Annotated in this window: 10 protein-coding genes and 1 pseudogene; 6 read left to right on the forward strand and 5 right to left on the reverse strand. The window is 60.1% G+C overall.

Going from position 1 to position 15,836, the window contains the following annotated elements; all coding sequences use genetic code 11:
- Positions 1-5: 5 nt before the first annotated feature.
- The 5 genes from ABIE58_RS03065 to ABIE58_RS03085 all read left to right on the forward strand — a co-directional run bounded on the left by ABIE58_RS03065 (position 6) and on the right by ABIE58_RS03085 (position 5,501).
- Positions 6-1,205 carry a CaiB/BaiF CoA transferase family protein gene (locus tag ABIE58_RS03065; protein ID WP_354543220.1) on the forward strand — a complete coding sequence of 400 codons (1,200 nt, stop codon included), beginning with the start codon at positions 6-8 and terminating at the stop codon, positions 1,203-1,205.
- Positions 1,206-1,432: 227 nt separating this feature from the next.
- The gene (locus tag ABIE58_RS03070; protein WP_354543221.1) at positions 1,433-2,806 is read left to right on the forward strand and encodes an amidase; all 1,374 of its coding nucleotides are present in this window, start codon (positions 1,433-1,435) and stop codon (positions 2,804-2,806) included.
- A 16-nt stretch (positions 2,807-2,822) separates the two neighbouring features.
- On the forward strand, positions 2,823-3,404 hold the full coding sequence (locus ABIE58_RS03075; protein WP_354543222.1) for a TRAP transporter small permease: 582 nt from the start codon (positions 2,823-2,825) through the stop codon (positions 3,402-3,404).
- A gap of 13 nt (positions 3,405-3,417) precedes the next feature.
- Positions 3,418-4,689: a TRAP transporter large permease gene (locus tag ABIE58_RS03080; RefSeq protein ID WP_354543223.1), complete on the forward strand. Its 1,272-nt coding sequence runs from the start codon at positions 3,418-3,420 to the stop codon at positions 4,687-4,689.
- 77 nt (positions 4,690-4,766) lie between these two features.
- On the forward strand, positions 4,767-5,501 hold the full coding sequence (locus ABIE58_RS03085; protein ID WP_354543224.1) for a GntR family transcriptional regulator: 735 nt from the start codon (positions 4,767-4,769) through the stop codon (positions 5,499-5,501).
- Between the two features lie 903 nt (positions 5,502-6,404).
- On the opposite strand, the gene ABIE58_RS03090 is transcribed toward ABIE58_RS03085, so the two are convergent.
- The 4 genes and pseudogenes from ABIE58_RS03090 to ABIE58_RS03105 form a co-directional block, all read right to left on the reverse strand.
- Positions 6,405-7,439, reverse strand: a complete 1,035-nt coding sequence (locus tag ABIE58_RS03090; protein WP_354543225.1) for a GreA/GreB family elongation factor — start codon at positions 7,437-7,439, stop codon at positions 6,405-6,407.
- 451 nt (positions 7,440-7,890) lie between these two features.
- Positions 7,891-10,506, reverse strand: coding sequence for an AAA family ATPase (locus tag ABIE58_RS03095; protein WP_354543226.1), 2,616 nt, complete (start codon positions 10,504-10,506; stop codon positions 7,891-7,893).
- Positions 10,503-11,249, reverse strand: coding sequence for a metallophosphoesterase family protein (locus tag ABIE58_RS03100; protein ID WP_354543412.1), 747 nt, complete (start codon positions 11,247-11,249; stop codon positions 10,503-10,505). Before ABIE58_RS03100 ends, ABIE58_RS03095 begins: the two co-directional genes overlap by 4 nt.
- 66 nt (positions 11,250-11,315) lie before the next feature.
- A pseudogene (locus tag ABIE58_RS03105) lies at positions 11,316-11,633 on the reverse strand (metallophosphoesterase family protein); the annotation flags it as partial.
- Between the two features lie 549 nt (positions 11,634-12,182).
- Between ABIE58_RS03105 and ABIE58_RS03110 the strand changes: the two are divergent.
- Positions 12,183-12,443: an SEC-C metal-binding domain-containing protein gene (locus ABIE58_RS03110; protein ID WP_354543406.1), complete on the forward strand. Its 261-nt coding sequence runs from the start codon at positions 12,183-12,185 to the stop codon at positions 12,441-12,443.
- A 66-nt stretch (positions 12,444-12,509) separates the two neighbouring features.
- Here ABIE58_RS03110 and ABIE58_RS03115 read toward each other — a convergent pair whose 3' ends face one another.
- A complete protein-coding gene (locus ABIE58_RS03115; protein ID WP_354543227.1) occupies positions 12,510-15,803 on the reverse strand; it encodes a DUF499 family protein in 3,294 nt (1,097 codons plus the stop codon).
- Positions 15,804-15,836: the final 33 nt, after the last annotated feature.

Raw genomic sequence — 15,836 nt, forward strand, 5'->3', positions numbered from 1 at the left:
CTTCAATGAAAGATATGATGCAACCTCTCAAGGACGTTACAGTGATTGCGGTGGAGCAGTACGGGGCCGGTCCCTTCGGCAGCATGCTGCTGGGCGATCTCGGCGCTGACGTCATCAAGATCGAGAACCCAGTGGAAGGCGGCGATGTTGGCCGCAAGGTCGGCCCCTACTATTTCAGCGAGGGGGACAGCTATTTTCACCAGTCCTTCAACCGCAACAAGCGCAGTCTGACGCTCAACCTCAAGCACGAGGAAGGGCGGCGCATATTCGAAGGGCTGGTCCGCAATGCGGATGCCGTAATGAACAACCTACGCGGTGATTTGCCCGAAAAGCTGGGGCTGGACTATGCCTCGCTTTCGAAAGTGAACCCCAAGATCGTTTGCGCGCATCTGTCGGCATACGGTCGCGAAGGGTCGCGCAAGAACTGGCCCGGCTACGACTATCTCATGCAGGCCGAGGTGGGATATCTCAGTGTTACCGGTGAACCCGACGGTCCGCCCTCGCGGTTCGGCGTGTCGATCGTGGATATGATGACCGGCCTGATGACCGCCTTCGCGCTGGTGTCTGGTGTGGTCGGGGCACGGGCGCAGCGCAAGGGGATGGACATGGACGTCAACCTGTTCGACACCGCCCTACACAACCTCAGCTACCTCGCCACCTGGTATCTGAACAATGGCCACATCCAGGGCCGCGAACCGCGCGGGGCGCATCCCTCACTGACACCCTCGCAGATGTTCACGACCAAGGATGGCTGGATTTTCGTGATGTGCAACAAGGAAAAGTTCTGGCCCATCCTCGCGGACAAGCTGGGGCATCCGGAATGGGTCAATGACCCGCGTTTCTCCGATTTCTCGGCCCGTCTGAAGCACCGCGACGAGGTGACCGAGATGGTCGATGCAGCGCTCTGTCAGAAGACAACCGCGGAATGGATGAAACTTCTGGGCGGCAGCGTGCCGATCTCGCCGGTCAACGACATCGGCCAGGCACTTGAGTCCGACTTTATCGCCGAAGGCCGCCGCACGGAGTTTTTTCCGCGCAAGGACGGCAGCACGCTTGCAATGCTCAGCCCGCCGGTGCGTGTGAACGGGTCGCAGGGAATGATGAACGCAGCCCCGCACTTGGGTGCGGACACCGCCGAACTGCTCGAGGGGCTCGGGTGGGGAATGGAAGATCAGAAAAGATTGAGAAAAGAAGGGGTGATCTGACCCGCCAAGGGGATCCGTCACCGCGCCACGCATCTTTGGGAGGAGACTGTGAGCAAACCATTCGAAAAGACAACCGCGCCGATAGAAGATCAGGCGCGGCATGATTCGACGGCGTCGCGCGTCCTCGAAGAAGAGCGCAACCGGGTCTGCGGGGGCGTCCTCCGGACCGACCTTTTCCAAACACTGTGTTCAGATCATGCACGCTTGATGCGTGAGGGCGCCAACCGATGAGCGCCGGACACCTGCAATCGCTGCACACCATGTCGGATGCTTTGGGATCCGGCCAGGTGACCTCCGAAGCCTTGGTGCAGGATCATCTGGATCGGATCGCCCTTCTGTCGGACAGAGTGAACTGCTTTGTCGAGGTCGAGGCCGAAGCAGCGCTCAAGCGGGCACGCGAGCTGGATCAAGAACGCGCAACCGGTAGGGTGCGCGGACCCCTGCATGGCATTCCGCTGGCGCACAAGGACATGTTCCATGACGCCGGACGCCTGTGTGAATACGGATCGCCCGCCGCGATGGCGGGACATCGCCCCGATTGCACGGGAACGCTCATGGCGCGGCTCAACGATGCCGGGACCGTCACGCTGGGCCGCCTGCACATGAGCGAATTCGCGATGGGGCCGACCGGCCACAATGCCCACTTGGGCCGCTGTCGGAACCCCTGGAACACAGATCACGTCACCGGCGGGTCTTCCTCCGGCTCCGGCGCGGCGGTCGCGGCGGGGCTGGCTGCTGCGGCTCTTGGCTCGGACACCGGCGGATCAGTCAGGCTGCCCGCCGCGATGTGCGGTGTCGCGGGGCTGAAACCCACTCAGGGGCTTCTGCCCCAGGATGGTATGATGGTCCTGTCCGAGAGCCTTGATTGTCCCGGCGTGCTTGCCCGCAGTTCCCGCGATGTCGCAATCATGCTCACTGCTCTCGTCGGAAGCGGTCCGGATTACGCGGACGGGATCAACAATGGGGTCGAGGGTCTGCGCTTCGGCATTCCCGAAAGCTGGTATTTCGAAAATCTCGATCCCCAGGTCGCAGCCCAGCTGGATATCACCCGTCGGCAACTTGAAGCAAAAGGTGCGATCTTTCGCGATGTGGCGATCCCTGATCACACACATTTCGGCGAGTTGGCAAATATCGTCTTCACCCCCGAAGCAGCGGCGCTTCATGCTGATCGCATGACAGCGCATCCCGGACACTACGGCGTGCAGGTATTTGCGCGGCTGACGCAGGGCCTGGCGATCAGCGCCGTTCAGTACCGGCAAGCGTTGCAGTTGCGGGCCGTACATGCGCGCTCAATGATGGCTCAGACCTTTTCGGATTGCGACATGCTGTTCGCCCCGGTCCTACGAAGGCCGGTGCCGATCGCTGCCGCCATGGACGTGCAGGCAGGCAGCGAGATGCGTTCCGTGATCGCAGACCTGTCGGATCTGACCCGTCCGGTGTCCTACCTCGGCTTTCCTGCGCTCTCGGTTCCCTCCAGTTTCGACGATGGGGGTCTGCCGGTCGCCCTGCAACTGATCGGCCCGCCCCTGTCCGAAAAGACCCTTCTGCGTGCCGGGGCCGTCGCAGAGAGAGACGTGGGCATTGCCCCAACAAGCACATAGGCAAAAGGAATATCCAATGATTGATAGACCCGGCACGCCCCCGCTTTCGGACAATGAACCCGGAGTCGACACGCTCGAAGTGGAAACGGTCAGAGCGCTGCCGCGTTGGTGGGTGTTCTTCGAGGAAAAGGTCATCCTCAATCTGGCAACCGTCCTCATGTGCGCCGCGATGGCTGTCATGTTCTACGAGGCAATGAGCCGTTCGCTTTTCGCTGAAAGCTATTGGTGGGCCGAGGAACTGGTGCGCTTTCTGGTCGTCTGGAGCGTGCTGCTGGGTCTCGGTGTGGCCACGCGCCACCATCACTTCATCCGCATGGACCTGCTGCTCGACATATGCCCGCCTTGGGCGCGGCTTGCGTCCTCTTGGGTCAACTGCCTGATTGGGCTATGTTTTTCGGGTATCCTGATTTACGCAGGCACCGTCGAGGTACTTCACATGGCCTACATCGGCATGATGACCGATTCCAATCTGGACCTGCCTCTGTGGTTCGTCCGGATGGCGATACCGATCGGTGGCACCCTCTTTGCGCTTCATTTTATCGGCTCGATGTACGCCCTAACACGCGGTGTAGATCCAAACTCCAAAATCGTGTCCTGAGGAGCGAAAATACATGCTGACCGTCATCGCCTTTATCGCTCTGCTGATTCTTGTCGCCGGTGGAGTACATATCGCCATCGCCCTCGGCGTTGTCGCCACCCTGATGCTGAGCTTCAACCTCAACATCCCGATCATTCTGATTGCGCAGATGGCCTGGGGTTCCATCGACGGCTACGCGCTGGTGGCAATACCGTTCTTCATTTTCGCGGGTAACCTGATGACCCGTGGCAACCTCGCCCTCGTGCTGCTGGAGCTTATGGGCAGCATCCTTCGCTGCTTTCGCGGCGGCATCGCCCTCGCCCTGTCACTGTCGAGCGTTTTCTTCTCCGCAGTCAACGGATCATCCGTCGCCTGTGCGGTCGCGATGGGCCCGGCTGCGGTCGATCTTCTTCCCCGCGAAGGCTATCCAAAGCAGTTCGCGGCTTCGATAGTCGCGGTTAATGCAACCCTGGGGCTGATGATCCCCCCGTCCCTGACCTTCATCCTGATAGGCTCGATCGTCGGCATGCCGATCACCGACCTGTTCATTGCCGGGATCATACCCGGTCTGATGCAAGCCGCACTGCTAACTGGCATGACTCTGTGGCTGTCTCGGCGGCACGGGTACGGGGCCCAGACCAAGCCACCCGATTGGAAGCAATTTGGTCGACGCTTGCCCGGTGCGACCGGGGCGCTGCTGATGCCTGTTCTGATCATCGGAACGATCTACCTTGGCTACTTCACCCCGACTGAGGTTTCCGCGCTCGCCGCGATCTACGCCGTCATTCTGGTGCTGCTGATCTATCGCACGGCTACGGTCCGCGACGTCTGGGGCACCGCCCGGGACTCGGTTTCGCAAACCGTGATGATTTACGGCATCCTGATCGGCTCCGGCCTCCTGACCGCTGTGCTGACCCGTCTGGGACTGTCGCGCGAGCTGACCTCCATGATTGCCGACGCGGACATCCCTGCCTGGCAATTCCTGCTGGCCATCAACCTGCTGATGATCGTGCTCGGCATGTTCCTCGACGGAATATCGCTGATCGTGTTGCTCAGCCCGGTTCTGTTCCCGATGGCCAGTGCGGTGGGCATCAACCCGATCCATTTCGCCGTCATCATCACCGCTCTCGTCGAGATTGCGACGCTGACACCGCCCATCGGACTGAACCTCTTCGTGATGAGCCGGATCACCAAACTCCCGGTTCAGAGCATTACGCGCAGCGTCTTGCCTTTCTATATGGTACAGCTCGTTGGCCTTTTGCTAATTAACGCTCTTCCCTTGCTGTCTCTGGCGCTTGTGCCGTAAGCTCAGGAACCCCGTAGCGCCCCCTGAGGCGCGGCATTCGGGACAGACCATTGCCGCCAAGGAGGTCCCATCAGCAGATGATCAAGAGTCCGCCCAATATTCCCCGATACAAGGAAATCGTGAACGAACTGCTGGAGAAGGTCAGCGTGGGTGACCTGAAGATTGGTGATCGCCTTGCGCCGGAAACGGATCTTGCAAAGCATTATGCCGTTAGCCGCCATACCATCCGCGAAACGATGCGCTGTATGCAGGAACTCGGGATGATCGAGCGCCGCAAAGGTGCCGGAACTTACCTGATCTCGGATCAGCCGAAGAAGGATTTCTCCTACTCGATCAACACGCTCGAGGAACTCCTGCAATACGCCAGCAACACCAAGCTTGAGGTGCTGGCCGTTGACAGCATACTCGCTGATCGCGATATTGCCGACAAGATGCACTGCGAACGAGGTGCGAACTGGATCCGGGTGAGCGTCTTGCGGATAGCCGATCAAAGCGCCGCTGCGATCGGATACTCGGAGATATTCATCCGCCCCGAACACGCGGATGTTGTGAAAGAGATCGGGACGCGGGCTAAGGCCGTCTATACGCTACTCGAAGAGAACTATGGGCTGAAGATCCAGCAGGTTGATCAGGACATCGATTCAGCGCTGGCCACTTCCAACGTCGCGTCGCGGCTGTTGGTTCCTGTAGGCCATCCCTTGCTGGAAATCACGCGTCGGTACTACACTGACGACGCAAGGCTGATAGAGGCGTCGATCAACTTTCATCCCGTCGGCCGTTTCCGCTACCAGATCCGTCTGACCCGCGATTGACTAACTCGGGAGAAAGGAGCAAGCTTCGTCGCAAGATCCGAGCTTTCGCTCTGCGCGCACGAGACATCCAGGGCCGTACAACGCTGCTTCCGCAATGGCCACTTTTTGGCACGTTGTTTGGGCAATATCGAATTGTCAACGAATCAAAAGCTCGTAGGAGTCGTAATGCTTGTATTGGATCTGGAACATGCTCGTAGATTTTTGGCGTGTGGTCTTGCGTGCCTGGCGATGGTGTAAGCAGCTCGCGACGACGCGGATCTTATCCAAGCGCAGTTTATCGAAAGAGGTGCTGTTGTAGATCACTGAAGGAAGCCTTGATGTCTCCGACATGTCCCAAGATGCGTTTCGCGTTGTCGGTCCACCGTAACGGACCCGTAAAGCCGCCTCGCGGCAACACCGCATCCGCGGCGCCCAACATGGCGGCGGCGGGGACAGCCCAAACTGGACATTATCCGTTACGTCAATTGCTGCGTCGAAGCGTACATAAATCAGACAACGGAGAAAGGGTGCAGCATTTGGTTGTATGCGACATCGGCTTAACCTCTGATGCTACAAGAATTTCTCACATTTCCTTCAAGGTGATCTTTACGCTCCCAGCACTTCCGGCCAGACCGCGTTCGACGCGCTCTGCGATCTGCACAGGTAATCCGAATCCGCTGTTCCGGATGTTCGCCGCGTTCTGCGGTCACTGAGGTCAATTCGCGCAGCGTTCGTAGCACGCTCGACCCACGCCAGTGACGCCCTGAGCGTCAGAAAAGGCTACTGAGTGGACACATCGGTCCGGTAGTACGCTGCGTGAATCAGCGACTTTCTGGTCGCCTTTCGGTAGGTCACTACGACAAAGGTTTCTCCGGGATTCGACGAATTTCACTGGACATCGATCGAGAAACCTCGGGAGATAAATCAATCCACTGAAAGAACTCGAACCTCCCTGAGGTAGGAGCCGGCGTGGTATTCGACCGTATCCCCGGTGCGCGCGTCGAGAAGGGCCTGCCCGAGCGGTGTGTGGGTGCCGATATAGCCATTTTCAGGGTCGTTTTCGCCGTCGACAAGAATGATGTGCATTTTGCCACCGCCATTGGCGATTTTCTCCAGCTTGACGGTACTTCCTGGGCCAATGATCTTTTGCTCCAGTTCGGCATCCGGATCGTCAAGCGGGAAAGACATTTGTTTTATTCTCGGTTGAGAGTGGAGCTCGAATGACGATGGCGCGTGTTTTCCCTCAGCCGCGTTCGTCGGAGTCGGTTCGGTGGCCTCGTCTGGAGTCATCCCGGGGTCCACGCGATCGATCTTGTGCTTCCAGCGTCCGATACCGATCCCCCAGACGAGCTCGGGCGGCGTCCCTTCGGAAGTGTGGATCTCCGAGTTGATCCGGAAAGGGTCATTGTAGAGGGATATGCTCTTGCGAACCGGCTCTTCTGTCTTGGCCCATTCAGCCCAGGGGCCGGACCGGTATTGTTCGAAATCGCGGCGCATTTCCGGGCAATCCTTGGCCAGGATGGTTGCCCTGACACGATTATCGACGGTTACGCCCTTTTCGACGATAGGATGGACATTACCGGGCTGCACGAGTTCGCCTTCCACAAGGTCGGAGGCGTCCTCGATCGTAACTTCGACGGACACGGCATCTTTGAGTTGCGGCGCTCTGGATGGATCAGTCGGACTGGTGACCAGGAAGGTAGCCACATGCTCGGCGGGTTCGGGTGGCTTTGTTTCGCGCTGGCGCGCAATCCGGATCCAGGCACCGTCGTCGCAGTCGGCCTGTACGCCCGGCAGGTCGACAATATCGATTTCGTGAAAAACACCAAGGCCTCCGCCCATGGTCATCTGAACCTTGGCGCGTGCCGTGAGGACGCCTTGTGCAAAACCAAGAAGACCCTGGAGGCCTTTGCGATCCGCATCATCCTCGAACTGGTTATTTGCCGTTTCGTTTTTCAAAGCCGCTCCATTGATTAAGCGATCCGCCTATCAACTTTGCCGGGCGGATAATCCGTTTGGTACACGTCCGCAGGGCCGGGTTCCAGTTCTCATCGTGGGTGTTCGCAGGGAAAAATGGCCAAATTTCTGCATTTTCCGATTTTATCAGGCCCGGGAAGAAAACAACCCTACCAGGGCCCAAAAATGATTGGGTTTATGCTCTCTTTTGCCCGGAGATCCAGCGCATCGGATTTGACATAAAGACGATCGAACTCTTCTCGCTCATGGCGTTTACGTTCTGGCGCGCGATTGAGCTTTACGGACCGGCTGGGCTATTTCAACAGCCACCCCTCCCGTTCCCGCTCGAGGAAACCAACCTCAGGACCGCTCAGTTGGAGGCTGACAAAGCAGGCGCGCTTCGAGAAAATCCTGAAATTGGACGGCGTGTGTGGGTGACATCGAATGCGTTCTGTCAGTCAGCCGGCTCCATGTTTCCAGGCGCGGCCAGACGCAGAGCCTTGCCGCCCAGATCGCGGAAGGCGCGCTGGCGGCAGGTCAGGACGATGATCTGCAAATCGCCCGCCTGTCGGTGCAGAGCGTCGAACATCCGCTCGATCCGGTCGTCATCGGTGAAGACCAGCGCATCGTCGAGGATCACCGGCGCGACCCGTCCGGCGGCGGCAAGCATCCGGGCGAAGGCCAGCCGGACAAGCAACGCCACCTGCTCTTGCGTGCCGCCCGACAGGATGTCGATCGGCTCTTCCTGGCCGTCCCGGATCAGCGTGTCGGGAAGCAGGGATTCCTCGCCCCAAGTCAGCTCGGCCTCGGGCCAGAGCAGGTGCAGGAGCGGCTTCAATTCTCGGGCGATGGGGGTGAAGTAACGATCGCGCGCCTCGGTGCGGGCGGCCTCTAACGCTTTCTCCAGTCGCTGAAGCACCTTCACCTCGTGTTCGATCCGGGCGAGGCTGGCCGAGGCTGCGCCGAGCGCCTCTTCGGTCTCGGCCAGCCGTTCCTCGACGGCATCGCCCGAAGACCGGGTGATGCGTTCGTCAAGCCGGGCGATTAGCGGTTTCAGGCGGGCAATCTCGTCCCGCGCGCCCTGGTCGACCGAGACGGCCCGTTTCAGCGTCGCTTCAGTGCCGGCGAGGTCGGGGGCGTTGTCCGCCTTCGAGGCATGACTCCTTGCGGCGGCTTCCAACGCTTCGGCTGCTTGGGTCGCCTCGGAGGCCAGCGTTTCTTCCGTACTCGTACCGTATTTCGCCAGCGCGCCCTCGGCACGCAGCAGACGGTCCTGCAGCGATCCGAGCGCGGTCTCGGCGCCGGTGGCTGCCTCGCGGGCGTCCGATACAAGTTCCGACGCGGTGTCGCGGGCAATGCGGGCCTGGTCGTGGGCCGCGCGCGCCGCCTCCAGCGCCACCTCAACCTCGTGCAGATCGGGGGCGTCGGTGTCGTCCTCCACCTGAGGGATTTTCGCCAGCGCCTCGCGCAGCGGGTCGATCCCATCAGGGGCAAGGCTTTGCAGAACAGCTTTCGCCTCACCCGCTTTGCGTTCCGCCTCGGCCCTGGTGGCGCCGGCGCTGCGCGCGGCGTCCAGATCGTCGGCGCCGATGGCGTCGAGTGCCTTGCGCAAGGCGGTGGCAGCAGCCTCGACCGAGCTGTCGTCATGTCCCGCGTCACCGGGGCGGATCTCCAGCTCGCCAATACCCTCGATGGTGAACCGCGTAGCGCGGGGCAGGGGTACAGGCTGCCCGTCGGGCAAAGCCATGTCCTCCGAGCGGATCATGCCGGCGCGGCCTTCGTTGTAATGGGCGACGACCTGTGTCGCAGTAGCGTCCCGCGCGGCGACGGCCGTGGCGTGGTTGGCGGCGAGGGTTTCGATCCGGCTCAGGCTCTTGGCATCCGGGCCTGAACGCGCCGCCGCGGCGGCGATCTCCATAGCGCTACGCGTCTTCTCGGCCTCGGCGATCCGCGCCGCCAGTTCTCGCCGTCGGTCGGCGCCGTCTCGGGCAGCCTGCGCGCGCAGGGCGAGGTTGCGGGCGGCCTCGGCATCCTTCAGCTCGCTCTGCGCGGTTTCGAGGTTGCGCTCGGCTGTGTCTCGTGACCTGCGCTCCATCTCCAACGCGGCCTTGCTGTTGCTTGCGTCGGCTTCTGCGGTCGCCGTCAACTCCGCGGCTTTCGTCCTTTCGAAGCGGGCCTCCCGGAGCCCTTCGAGCCGCGCCAGCGCGTTCTCGGCTGTCAGCCGGGCCATTTCCACTTTGTGCGCCTCGGCGTCGAGATCCTGAGCATGGCGTTCCGCCGCCGCATGGGCCGTGCGGGCGTATTCGAGCTTTTGCCGCCGATCCTCAACTGCATCGGGATCTTCCAGTTCGCGAAGATCGCGTCGAGCCCGTTTGCGTTCGGCCAGAGCGCCTTGCAGATCCTCAGCCGTCGCTGCCAGCGCGTCGCGCTCCGCCCTCAGCTCCTCTACCCGGTCCATGGCAATCTTCCAAGGGCCGTTGGCATAGGGTCGCCCTGTCTTGGTTGCGTAGCCGGCCAGTTCATCACGGCACTGCGCCAGCGCCATGTCCATCCGCCGCCCGCCGGTCATCGCCTCGACCTCCGCGCCAACCGATGACATCAGGTCGCGCCGCGCCTCCAGCGCTGCTTGCTGTTCCTTTCTGGAGCCCCCCATCAGGTCGGTCATACCCTGCCGCACCCAGATCAGGCCCGAGGGTCCGCCGTTATCCCCACCAAGCAGGTCCGCGATCCATGCCTCCGCCTCGTCGGCTTGCGCGATCAGCGTACCATCGCGGTGGACCGTCGCGGCGGGCTTCTGCAGCCACCGCTTCATCACGGTGAACCGTTTGCCCTCGGCCTCGATCTCTGTGGATACCTGCGGCGCGCCGCCAGCATGGGGGCGCAACGCCGTGACATCTTTGTCGCGCGAGCCGTGGGGCTTGAAGAACAGCGCCTGGATTGCGTCAAAAAGCGTCGACTTGCCATGCTCGTTGGGCTCGCAAAGCACGTTCAGCCCGTCGCCGATGTCGACTACGCGGACTTGCTCGGTGAAGCGGCGGACATTGTCGAGGGTGATCGAGCGGATCTTCATTCCGAGGCCTCTCGGACATAGGCGTAAAGCCGGGCGAGCGCGTCGGCTGCAACGTCGCGATCCTCCTGCGGCAGGGCGTCGGCCTCGGCATCGTCCTTGAGCATATCGGCCGCCAGCCGCAGCGCGCCGCCGCGGTCGATCTCATCGAGATCAGCGGCGTCGTACTGCGTGCCCAACGCATCCGTCACCAGATCGAAATGGGCAAATTCGGGCGCAGATGCCTCCGCAGCGCGTTCCAGGTCGGCCCGGTCGGGCAACCCGGCCCAGCCGGTCGCCGCCACGCGCATCAGGATATCGCGCCGCCCGGACTGCGGCAGAGCCTCAGCCAGCGCTGCCGCTGCATCCTGCCGAGGGTGCAAGGGTACCTCGATCTCTTGCCAGAGGAATGTGCCAGTCTCGATCTCTTCTACCTTCGGGGGGGCACCCGGTCCGTCGAGCTCGACGCAGAGGCAGACGCCCCGGCGGCCATGCTTGAAGCGGTCCTGTTCCGGCGTGCCGGAATATTGCACACGGTCCGATACGGCCATTCGGCCATGCCAGTCTCCGAGCGCGAGATAGTCGAGGCGCGCGCTCTGGTCACGGTCGGGTGTGATCGCATCGCCGGACTCGGTGAAGTCGGTCACGCCGCCATGCGCCAGCCCGATCCTTAACCGGCCTTCGTCGCTCACCATGTTCACCAGCGGCTCGGACGGGTCGGAAGCGCCGGAGCGGAAAGCGACGGGGCAGGGCAGCAGCGTCGCCATGTCGCCTATATCATGTGGCCCGGGATCCAGAAGAGCCACAACGTTGCCAGGCGCATCACGGCAGATCGCTTCCCAAAGGGGCTCGGCATCGCGGAGATTGTCGTGGTTGCCCGGCAGCATCCACCATGTAACGTCTGGTGTTTCTGCCATTGCGCCGAGTGCCTGTCTGATCACGGTCGCAGAGGGTGTCGCAGTGTCGAAGGTGTCTCCGGCAAGCAGGATATGCTCTGCCCCATGGTTGTACGCTGCTGCCGAAAGGCGGGCAATCGCGCTATGCCGGGCTTCCATCAGACGTCCGCGGATATTGCCGTCTGCCGGCTCCGGGATATTCGCGAATTTCCGGCCAATGTGCAGGTCGGAGGAATGAATGAATCGAAATGACATGGCAGCTCCTGAAAAGTGTTTCCCCCGTCGTTATCAGATTCGCGCTCTGTGAATTCGGTCATGGGGGTGTCAAAAGTGGTCATCTTGGAGATGACTTGCTTTTGCCTGCTTTTCTTTTGGTTGAATTTCAGCTCTCCCGTTCATCGAAACCTAATCCCAAGGGTTGTGAAATGAAAAGGACCAGAAAGTAAAAAATGACACCAAAAGACCAGCCCTTTGCATTTCGTGGTGCAGATGAGCGCGGAGGGCTCTGAGTGCAATACTGGAAAAGGATGGCTTGGCGATCCAACTGGTATTCCTGTAGCGTCGTACTACGCGCTGCAAACCTAAGTCGGCCTCCAGCCATCGCGAATTTAGAGCGTCCAACATCGCATGGGACAAATCATATGAGTAGTGAAGTTTAGGGAGCCATTCGGAAGTCAGGATCAAAGTTACACCTGCAGCTTCTACAAGAGTTGCGTCAGTTCATTTTCAAATGCGTCGAGATGTTCGCTGAGCATAGCCGAGAAAGCGTGTCTTGGGTCTCCATATCTTTTGCGCAAGACCAAGATGTGCTTTGTCAAACGGGTGATCAATTGCTCTCGTCGTTCGCCATTCGCGACCATCGGCCAACTTGTCGCGCATCTGAGGCTGCTGGAACGCAAGAGCGTGAAGGGACACGTTCGCTGCCCCTGCGGCAGCGGGCGCCGTCTCCGCGACTGCCACGCAGAGCTTGTCCGAAAGCAGCGAGTAAGGGTTCCGCCACGGCTTGCGAGGAGGATGTTGGTTCGAATCGCGGAAGAGTTGCGGCGAATCCGGGGGACAGGTTAGAACTTATTCGATGAGCGCAACCTGTTGTCTCGTGACAGTTCCCGCGTAAGCCTTGAGATACCCAAGCTACTTAACTGATTTATCAGTGAATGCCAGCGTACTGGCGTTCTCCAAAAGGGTTCGAACTTTTGCTCTGTCGAGGCCAGATGGAACTTCAGCATCAATTTCTAATTTCAGTAAAACCTCCGCTCCAGGCAGAGTCGTGAGCTGCTCTACGATGGCTTCAACGATTTGATGCATATCGCGCGCCGGCCGGTCTGGAGAAAGCATGACGGTACCGACAAACCGCTTCGGTTTAATCTCTGCGTCCGGTTTGGCTGCTGCACTTTCATGAACGCCGCCTTCGCCAGTGTGCGTTGCGCTGCCCTCGTCAGTCTCGCCTGTCGCGGCGCCTGCTCTGGAACCAAGTCCACTTTGTTCTGAGGCAGCGGCAGGCTTTGGCCGGCTCGCCTCTGCGGCATCGGGCTTCACGATGATAGAGTCGCTGTCAATCGACACCAATGCGTTCGATGCTTTCTCGATCGCCAGCCCGGCGTAGGACTGGGATCCTTCATCCCACCGCTCAGAGTAGGCGAATGGGCCTGGAAGCATTCCGGATACAGCTGACTGCACGGATTTTGTCAGGGTCTCTCTGCTCTTCAAGCGAGGCAGGTAAGTGTACCGGTTCAAGTACTCCCAGAGGTCCTTGAGATGCAGATGCGGCTTGCCGTTCCAGATATATTTCTCCAGCTCTCGATTGAGGCGTTCTGGGCCGATTTCTGGTAGGAGGGCTTCATCACTCACGAGTTTCTTGCTGGCACGGCCGAGAATGCCATCCTGAGGTGGGATCCGGGCTGATGTCAGTTCTACGTCAGATTGTGCAGAATCCTGATAGGGGTAGATCAGATAACACCAGGTTTCTTTGAGCCGGGTTTGAACGGTTTCCCGGGCTTCCTTTGCCTTGTCTTTTGCCAGTGCAATGTCACTGGTCTTTAGATCGAGGCGTCCGGTGTCGGCATCTCGAACGACTCCATCCCATGCGAGCGAGGATCGCATTGCTTCTTTCAAGTTATCCAACTGGCGATTGTCAGATGCCAGAAATACCAACGTGTTACGATACACGCGGGGCGTAGCGCCACGTTGCAACAGGATATCCTTCACTTCGACCAGCGCGTCCGAGCCATCGCGGGCCGAATGGGGGTGAGCAACGCCGAGAACAACTGCCCTGACACCACCGGTTTCATCAGGTACTTCAGAAGAACCATCCGGTGCGACCTGCACCGCGTCAAAGTGGCCACGATCTGCGAGTCCGTTGATGTAAACTGTCAGAGCTTTATCGATTTCGACCATGACAAGCGCTTCTTCCAGTTGGCTGGCCCTATCGGCGGCAACGCGGTTCAGGCTCGCCGACATTGAATACCAATAGCGGCCCTGATCGCTGTGCATGAACTTGGCCTGATTGGTCAATCTGCGGAGCGCATCACCGAAAATAGCCACCCGCTCACCCGGCTGCACAACGCCAAGGTTGATCCTCTTGTCGTCAATGCCACGATTCTGTTGGCCCTCCGTGGGCGCAGTCGCGACGAAGACCCCTCGTGCCACACGACGTGTCGCCGAGTATCGGTTCAGGTTCGGAGCGGATTGATCAATTTTGTAGGGAGTGGAATTCATTCCATCCACATCGCCCGCGATGATTCCCTGCCAAGCGTTCGGCAGGTAGTGGAGTAGCTCAGGCTCAACTCGGGCCGAGCTTATCGCGAGGCTGCCGGGCATAATCATCACTGAGGGATCGCCTGACATCCAGAGCTCGTGGATCACTTGCGCCATTAGGCGCAACACGCCCCGCGTTTTTTGGAATTTTTCCAGTGATCCCCAAGCCGTATACAGATGATCGAACAGGTCTGGATGGATTGGGTAGGCCTTTTCGAGCTTGCGTCGGTAGTCTTCGTCAGCGCAGCCCTGCGGGAAATCGTTGGGGCTTTCCCGATAAAGCTTGGCGAATTGCTTCAGGGTGTTGTCCCGATGCATGTACTTGTCGCCCGGTATCTCCTTGAAGAGCCTACGCCGGACGATTTCATAGCTTTCTTCCTGCGACGCCGGCCGCCAAGAACTCTCCACACGGCTGAAAGTCTGCTTGAGCCGCGCCAACGCTTCCTGACCACCTTCGCCGCCAACTTCGATCTGGGACGCCGGAAGTGAGGCGACCAGTAGCGTCTGCGGCGAAGCCTTCACGGCTTCGGTCAGCGCCTGAACGAAAGAGAGGTTCGCGTCGAATGAGCCCGAGGGAAGCCCTTCGACCTTGTAGATCTGGCGGAGATAGGCGACCCACTCGTCGATCAGGATCAGGCTCGGAGCGCACTTTTTGAAGACCGCCTCGAGCAGGTTTGAACCCGGTGCGATCCCGCTGATATCGCACTCTGCAATCATGTCGAACGCGTCCTGACCACCAAGCTGCCAGGCAAGCTCACCCCACGTGGTGCGGATTTCCTGCCCACCCTCCAGGCGGATGATGTCCTGCGGCCCGCGCGAGGTGCCAACGAGCACCGCTCGGCTGATCTTGTCGGGAACGCTCAGCTCCTTGTCCGACAGCAGTTGGTCCAGGCCTGGTAGATCATTAACCGCCGTGTTCCCGACCATGTGGTAGAGGGCCAGCATCGAGTGCGTCTTGCCGCCGCCAAAGTTGGTCTGCAGTTCAACCACCGGGTCGCCGGTCTTGCCCGACAACCGCTTGGCCGCTCCCTCCAGCAGCTTGCTCAGACCGTCCGTCAAATAGGTACGGCTGAAGAACTCCCGGGGATCGCTGTATTCAAAGGGCGCGCTGCCATTGTGCACCTTAGCGAGGTCGGCTGCGAACTCAGCCTGCTGGAACTCGCCGGTGGCAACGTCCTGGTGCGGTTCGACCACATCTCGCCAGGGAAGCAGGCCGGAGACGGTTTCGGTCGATATGGTCGAGGTTTGTCCCCTGCGCTCTTCAGATCTTGCCAGCTCGCGATACTTCGTCCGGAGGATCGTGTCGCGCATCTTGCCAAGCTGGCCTGCGGTTTCACCCGCACTGATGGCCTCGCAAAGGCGACGCATCGAGTCCAACGCGCGCTCGGCGTCGTCATAGCTGAACGACTCGTTGTGGGAGAGGCGGTTCCGAATTTCGAGCAGCTCTGAAACCATCGAACGTTCCATATGCCCGAGAACGCTCGAAAAGCTTTCCTTCCAATAGGCCATCATGGTCTGCAGCAGGCCCTGCTGGTCCCACGCGACCTTACCTTCGGAATTGGGGCGAAGCCCCCGGATCCGTTCCACGACATCGACCTGCCAATGCCCTTGCAGCGTGCTGTCGAGGCGCTTCTCCACGAATGGGATCAGCGCTTCCGGCATCAGTTCCATGCCTTCGAATACGGTTTGGCGTGCACTTTTTGC

This window comes from Roseovarius sp. MBR-78, assembly GCF_040547535.1.
In the GTDB taxonomy this organism is placed as follows: Bacteria; Pseudomonadota; Alphaproteobacteria; order Rhodobacterales; family Rhodobacteraceae; genus Roseovarius.

Coding starts and splice junctions, on each gene's coding strand:
- ABIE58_RS03065 (WP_354543220.1), top strand. CDS start 6: ATGAAAGATATGATGCAACCTCTCAAGGACGTTACAGTGATTGCGGTG.
- ABIE58_RS03070 (WP_354543221.1), top strand. CDS start 1,433: ATGAGCGCCGGACACCTGCAATCGCTGCACACCATGTCGGATGCTTTG.
- ABIE58_RS03075 (WP_354543222.1), top strand. CDS start 2,823: ATGATTGATAGACCCGGCACGCCCCCGCTTTCGGACAATGAACCCGGA.
- ABIE58_RS03080 (WP_354543223.1), top strand. CDS start 3,418: ATGCTGACCGTCATCGCCTTTATCGCTCTGCTGATTCTTGTCGCCGGT.
- ABIE58_RS03085 (WP_354543224.1), top strand. CDS start 4,767: ATGATCAAGAGTCCGCCCAATATTCCCCGATACAAGGAAATCGTGAAC.
- ABIE58_RS03095 (WP_354543226.1), bottom strand. CDS start 10,506: ATGAAGATCCGCTCGATCACCCTCGACAATGTCCGCCGCTTCACCGAG.
- ABIE58_RS03100 (WP_354543412.1), bottom strand. CDS start 11,249: ATGGCGACGCTGCTGCCCTGCCCCGTCGCTTTCCGCTCCGGCGCTTCC.
- ABIE58_RS03110 (WP_354543406.1), top strand. CDS start 12,183: ATGTGCTTTGTCAAACGGGTGATCAATTGCTCTCGTCGTTCGCCATTC.
- ABIE58_RS03115 (WP_354543227.1), bottom strand. CDS start 15,803: ATGGAACTGATGCCGGAAGCGCTGATCCCATTCGTGGAGAAGCGCCTC.